At 65.3% G+C, this 5,746-nt stretch carries 7 protein-coding genes and 1 pseudogene; 4 read left to right on the top strand and 4 right to left on the bottom strand.

Annotated elements, in window-relative coordinates; translation table 11 throughout:
• Together VD972_RS08000 and VD972_RS07995 are read left to right on the top strand one after the other, a co-directional pair.
• Window positions 1-709, top strand: a 709-nt coding sequence (locus VD972_RS08000) for a hypothetical protein (RefSeq protein ID WP_324983218.1), incomplete at its 5' end; no start/stop codon positions are given.
• The gene (locus tag VD972_RS07995) at window positions 706-1,524 is read left to right on the top strand and encodes a hypothetical protein (protein ID WP_324983215.1); all 819 of its coding nucleotides are present in this window, start codon (window positions 706-708) and stop codon (window positions 1,522-1,524) included. The genes VD972_RS08000 and VD972_RS07995, both read left to right, overlap by 4 nt.
• An 8-nt stretch (window positions 1,525-1,532) precedes the next feature.
• On the opposite strand, the gene VD972_RS07990 is transcribed toward VD972_RS07995, so the two are convergent.
• The 4 genes and pseudogenes from VD972_RS07990 to VD972_RS07975 all read right to left on the bottom strand — a co-directional run.
• Window positions 1,533-2,432: a tetratricopeptide repeat protein gene (locus VD972_RS07990; RefSeq protein WP_324983212.1), complete on the bottom strand. Its 900-nt coding sequence runs from the start codon at window positions 2,430-2,432 to the stop codon at window positions 1,533-1,535.
• Between the two features lie 45 nt (window positions 2,433-2,477).
• Window positions 2,478-2,957 carry a hypothetical protein gene (locus VD972_RS07985; RefSeq protein ID WP_324983209.1) on the bottom strand — a complete coding sequence of 160 codons (480 nt, stop codon included), beginning with the start codon at window positions 2,955-2,957 and terminating at the stop codon, window positions 2,478-2,480.
• A 3-nt stretch (window positions 2,958-2,960) separates the two neighbouring features.
• On the bottom strand, window positions 2,961-3,230 hold the full coding sequence (locus VD972_RS07980) for a hypothetical protein (RefSeq protein ID WP_324983221.1): 270 nt from the start codon (window positions 3,228-3,230) through the stop codon (window positions 2,961-2,963).
• An 87-nt stretch (window positions 3,231-3,317) separates the two neighbouring features.
• Window positions 3,318-3,671: pseudogene (locus VD972_RS07975) on the bottom strand (AAA family ATPase); the annotation flags it as partial.
• Between the two features lie 104 nt (window positions 3,672-3,775).
• Here VD972_RS07975 and VD972_RS07970 point away from each other — a divergent pair.
• Both VD972_RS07970 and VD972_RS07965 read left to right on the top strand, forming a co-directional pair.
• Window positions 3,776-4,894, top strand: a complete 1,119-nt coding sequence (locus VD972_RS07970; RefSeq protein WP_324983206.1) for a hypothetical protein — start codon at window positions 3,776-3,778, stop codon at window positions 4,892-4,894.
• A gap of 8 nt (window positions 4,895-4,902) precedes the next feature.
• On the top strand, window positions 4,903-5,451 hold the full coding sequence (locus tag VD972_RS07965; RefSeq protein WP_324983204.1) for a hypothetical protein: 549 nt from the start codon (window positions 4,903-4,905) through the stop codon (window positions 5,449-5,451).
• Window positions 5,452-5,746: the final 295 nt, after the last annotated feature.

The following is a 5,746-nucleotide window of genomic DNA, read 5'->3' as shown; positions in this document are numbered from 1 at the left end:
GAGCACGGTACCGACGCCCCGCTCTGGAGCCCTCGAGGGTTCTGGGCGGGGCGTTCATTTTGTATTCTCCACCCAGATGAGAATGGCTTCCCTTCCTCAGAGAGTCATGGCGTTGAGCCTTGTCCTCCTGCTCGTGGCCTGCGGTGCGACCCGCTCAGCCTACGGTCCGCAGGAAGGGGACGAGCTCTCCCGCCTCGTGCTTGTCATCCAGGAGGCTCCGGATGCTCGGGTCACCCATGGATGGGAACCTGTGAGCCACTTCGACCTCTCGAAGTACCCCTCCCGGGTGATCGACGGAGGCCTACAGGGACGCTTCATCCGCGCTGCATGGACTCGCGATTGCGAGGAGGAATTCGATGCTTGCACCGCCATGCGCGTGAAGTCCCTCACAGGACCGAACTGGAGCCACGCGAACCAAGGCTCAAAGGCCAGGATATGCCGCGATAGGTGCAGGCCGGCATACAATGACTGCTCGCGGCTCCGCGACCAGGCCGAGGCGCTGAGCTTCCCGGTCATTGATGAAGCCGTGGATTGGTTGAAACGGCACCGCCGAGAACTGCGAGTAGGCGCAGTCGTTGTCATCGCGGGAGTGGCTTTTGTCGCTATCGTCGCAGGAAGTGGAGGCAGCGCCTTGATCCTCGCCCCGGCTGTCTTGTTCGTGTCGGCGGATGCCTCGCCCACTCCTTCAATTGCAGCGGCAAAGCCATGACCGATAGTTCTGCTCTCTCGGATCCACAAGAGGTGATTGGCAAGCAGTGGAGCAAGAACTCGTCACCTGAGCGGCGGCAACTGCTGGAGCTGGCGCGAGACGCGCTCTTCTTTATTTCTGACACCGGACTGCGGCACCGCTTCGAAGACTTTCGCGAGAGTCTTACGGCTGGCGTTCCACCTCGAGCGGAGGAAATTCCCGCCGCCTCTAGCGCCCCGGAACTGGTGAGCCTTCAGGAGCGATTGAACTGCACGAGAGAGTTCTTCACGACGCTCCTTGACGAAGCCGAATCCATGGCGGAGCGAGGCCTGATCCAGATCATCCTGGACACACTTCACTTCATTGCTGGGACCGGTCAAGCCAGCGCCTTCAGTGAGTATCTCAAGCATGTTGCCGCAAGCGGGCCCCCTTATGCCGTGGCCTCTTTCGGATCGAGAGAGGAAGCGGAGCTGTGGCTTCAGAGCCATCCCCATCCCCCCGTTTCCGCAAACATCCTGGTCGCGAACGCCTATCACGATGTGGTCCATGATCGCGTAACTGGAATCCGCCGCCTGCCACGCAACCGCGACCTTGAGTATTATCTCGCCGGGCACCGAAGAGCGAATCCCCCCACTGCCGTGGCGTCCTTCAGCAGGTTTGAGGACGCAGACGCATGGCTGCAGTCACAACCCAAGCCAGCATCCTGGGCGTGGGTGTCGATTGCGGGTGAGCCCTACCTCGCAGCGTATTACCCCAACCTCGACCATCGAGCCCTCTACCCACTGTCTTTGGCCGATGGTTATGAGATGGAGATCGGCGACTCACCGCAGCAGTGAATAACGGATCAGAAGCGCTCGCTGAGCCGCACTTCCTGCAGCTCGCGCCGCAGCATGCGGTTGAAGAGCGAGGGCCCTATCCATGTGTAGGCGACGAGGGCAATCCAGATGAGGCTGATCAGCGTCGCCAGGCCCGGCATCTGCAGATCCTTGGCCGCCAGGGTCGCGACTCGCTGGCCGGCGTAGGCGCCCAGCAGCACGAGCATGCCCTTGCCGTCCCCCAGCGTCTCCATCCACGTGGCCCAGCGCCACCAGAGGCCCAGCACCCAGCTTCGGCGCGCCTGGATGTTGACCAGCAGCCGCAGCGCGCCCGGGTCCGTCGCGTTCTGGCGCAGCGCCCAGATGGCGTGATCCCGCGCCTCCTCCAGCTGGCCTCGGCGAAGGTGGACCTGGCCCATGAGGACGAGCCCATCGAGGAACTGTGCGTCCGCGGCGAGCGCCTCTCGGGCCCGTTGCTCTGCAGCCCTCAGGGCGCCACTCTCGAGCGCTTCTTCGCCGAGAGCTACCAGCACGTGCGGATCATCCGGCGCGAGCGCCAGCGCCTGCTTCAGCGTCTCGTGCCGCTGCTGACGCTTGCCCGTGAGCTCGAAGAGCTGGGCCCGGAGGAGCAGGTGTCCCGCCTCCTCGGGCTCCAGCTCCAGCAGGCGGGAGAGGTGCTGCTCGGCGCGGGGGAACTTCCGCTGGGCGAGGGCCACCGAGGCGGCGGCGGTGTGCGCCAGTGGGAGGTCCGCCTCCAGGGCGAGGGCGAGTCCCACTTCGTGCTCGGCGGCGTGGAGCCGCTTCTGCCGCAGGAGCACCAGAGCCAGCAGGGCGTGGGCCTTCGCGTCGTCCGGGTCCTCGCTGAGGGCGCGGCGCAGCATGTCCATGGCACCGAGGTTGTTGCCATGGGCGAGCTGGAGCTGCGCCATGTGGAGCCATGCGGAGCTGGGGGAAGCCTTCGTTCATGGTCATCCTCAGCTCGCCACCATCTGCCACCACCCCGAGCCGCCGAAGGCCTTCAGGACCACGCCTTTCAGCAGGAAGCCGGCGGCCATCACCGGCAGGCCGTTGCGCACCGGGCCGCCGAAGTACTCATGGAGCGCGAAGCTGCGCTTCTGGAGATCGAACAGCCAGTAGGCCACCGCCAGCTTCCAGACGACGAGCAGCACCTGGAAGTACGGAAGGCTGCCCTTGGGCAAGTCCAGGAGCACGTAGAGCAGCCCCAGCCCGAAGGAGAGAGCCATCATGCCCAGTGGCGCCGCCACGACCAGCAGCAGCTCCTTGCGGCGGGTGGGGCTGCCCAGGGCGAAGGAGTTGAAGGCGAACCACGGCAGCGCCAGCCACGCGCCCGCGAGCATGACGGAGAGCAGCGGGAAGACGGGGTTGACGATGAGGTGCCCCAGGCCCGAGGGCGCCGGCTCGTCCTGGATGCGGTAGGAGGCCTCGTGAGCCATGGCCTAGGCCTTTCCGTGCTGCTGGAGGAATGCGAGCACCTCGTCGTACTGGCCGGCCTCGTTGGCGTAGCGTGCGTAGTTGCGGGCGGTGGTGAGCCACTCCAGCGCGGTGGGCTTCACCTCCTGGAGCGCCTGCTTCAGGTCCGCGGTGGAGATGGGGGACTCGGCACCGAGGGTGAGCGAGCGCTCGATGGCGGCGTCACTGGCGGTGTCCACGATGTTGCCCAGGTCAGCGCCGGAGAAGCCCTGCGTGTGCTTGACGAGGAAGCCCAGCTCCAGCTCGGCCTCCTGGGGCCGGTCCTTGAGCAGCAGGCGGAGGATCTCCTCGCGCGCCGGGGCGTCCGGTGGGGGGACGAAGAGGACGCGATCGAAGCGTCCGGGGCGGCGGAAGGCCGGGTCAATGGCCCACGGCACGTTGGTGGCGCCGAGGATGAGCACTCCACCGTTGGCTTGCGCGAAGCCGTCCATCTCCGTGAGGAACTGGCTGACGAGCTTGGCGCTGGTGCCCTCGCGGCTGTACTGGCGCTTGGCGGCCAGGGCCTCGAGCTCGTCGAAGAAGAGCACCGCGGGAGTCGTCTGCCGGGCCTTCTCGAAGAGGGTGTGCAGCTTTCGCTCCGACTCGCCGATGTACATGTCGAGGATGTCGGAGATGGCCACGTTGTAGAAGGTGGCGCTGCACTCACCCGCGGTGGCCCGGGCCAGCAGCGTCTTGCCACAGCCGGGAGGGCGTACAGGAGGATGCCGCCGCCGGCCTTCTTGCGGAAGCGATCGAAGAGGATGGGCTTCTGGAAGGGCAGGATGATGCGCTTGCGGATCTGTTGCTTGATGTCCACCAGACCGCCCACGTCCGCGAAGGTGAGGGGCGGCTGGGGAGGAGCCAGCGCGCGCTCCACTTCGTTGGCGGCGGTGTCATCGTTGGCGATGACGCGGAGGCGTGGGCCGCCGGCGGGGGCCACCTCGCGCACCGTGGCGGTGAGCTGGGCGAGCAGATCCTTGGCCTCCAGGGTGGGGTTGAGGCCGATGGCGCGCTGGTAGGCGGCGCGAGCCTCGTCCTTGCGGCCCAGGGTGGACAGGGCGCGGGCGAACAGGAGGCTGGCCTCGGCGGACGGGGCGGCGCAGAAGAGCAGGGCGCGCTCGGGCTCGCCAGACTGGAGCAGGACGCGGGCGGCGTAGAGGCGGTCCAACGCGGGGAAGGCATCCGGGGTGTGGCTGCCGAGCACGCTGCGGGCCTGCGTCACGTCGTTGCGATCGAGGAGGACCTTGAGCACGAGCGCGCGCAGCGTCCCATTGTCGGGGCTCGCGGTCAGTGCGGCCTGGAGCGAGGTGAGGGTGGCGTCATCCAGGGCGAGCGGCGAACCTTTCCACAGGCCTGTGAGGCCATCAACGAGGGAAGGGAAAGGGAAGAGCTTCTCGGCTTGTGCGCTCCGCAGGTCTCCCCGAGTGGGAGAGTTCAGAGTAGACTTGAGGAGCTGGTAGGAGGGAGCGTCATGCGCTGGCGTATGCTTCTCATCGGGATGCTCTCCATGCATTCGCATGGATGCAGCCATGGAGATGGCCGCACCAACCCAGATGCCGTGTACGAGGATGGCATCCGTACCAAAGGCGGGTCCGCGAGCGTCCGGATCTGGGTCCTGATCGGCAAAGGGCAGTTCGCCGAGGCTCAGGTGCTCATTGCTGAGAGCACCGCCGGTGGGCTGATTGGCAGGGAGACAGCGCAGAAGATGCTCGAGCGGATCTCCGTGTTGAGCACCAAACTCGGCGAAGTCCACGCGAAGCTCCAGCGGGTTCGCGACTTCCCTTCGCAGCTCAAGGACTTCACATGCTTCGAGAGCAGGAAGATGTTGGAGGCGGGTGACTACAGCCTTGCGACCGAGGCGCAACTGCGCAGAGCAGTGAAGATCATCGAGCAGCAGGATCGTCTGATGGACAAGCTGTAGGGTACGCCATGCCCCATCTCAGCCCCGAAGAGTTGATGGAGCGGCTTCGTATGGCCCGTGATGCGGGAAAGGGAGAACACGGTAGTTCTCAGAGGGTGAAGCTTCAGCGAGAGTTGGCTGAGGCTTGCCCTGCTTTTGCGCCCAACCTCCTCTATCTGGCCCGATTTCTACTCCTGAGCGACGAGCCTGACGCAGAGGGCCAGGATCCCTTCGCCGAGATCCAGCGATTGTTGGAGCAAGCCGTTCAGGCTTCAGATCGGAGTGCCCCCGCGCTTGTCGAGTTGGCGTACTTCCATGATTCCATCCATAACGATTTCAAGAAGGCGCGAGGGCTCTATGAAGAGGGCGCAGCCAAAGCCCTGGAGACTCTGGAGGATGCCTGGGCGGGGCTTCTCAACTCGCTCATCCTCGAAATGAAGCTTCAGGAGGCACTCACGCTCGCCGAACACGCAGAAAAGGTCTTCCCTGACTCGGGACGCATCATGGGGGCCGTCCATGAGGCGCGGCAGGCCGCCGTCGCCGCTGGCCTGAGTCCGCCTCAGACCGTGGACTCCTGAAGCGGGCGCCCAGATGCCGCGCATGGCATGCCTGCTGCCGACTGCGATGCTCGCCGAGAGCTATACCTCTCAACAAACTGGGAGATTCTCTACAAGGGAGGGACCGGGATGCTGACTGCCTGACCTCCCTCGCTGCCCACGACAACATCCGGAGGAAACGGACGACGCATCGTGATGAATGCGCTCAACCCGTTCCCGATAGGTCCTCGCGCACCGACGAGCCATAGCTTGTTGTCGGCCGAGGGACACTCAACTGGAGAGAAGAGCCCGCCTCCATCCGGTGGAGTCCCGGCCG

The organism is Hyalangium sp., assembly GCF_035629615.1.
Lineage (GTDB): Bacteria > Myxococcota > Myxococcia > Myxococcales > Myxococcaceae > Hyalangium.
The sequence above is the reverse complement of the archived record's forward strand: the minus strand, read 5'-3'. Positions and strand labels throughout refer to the sequence as shown.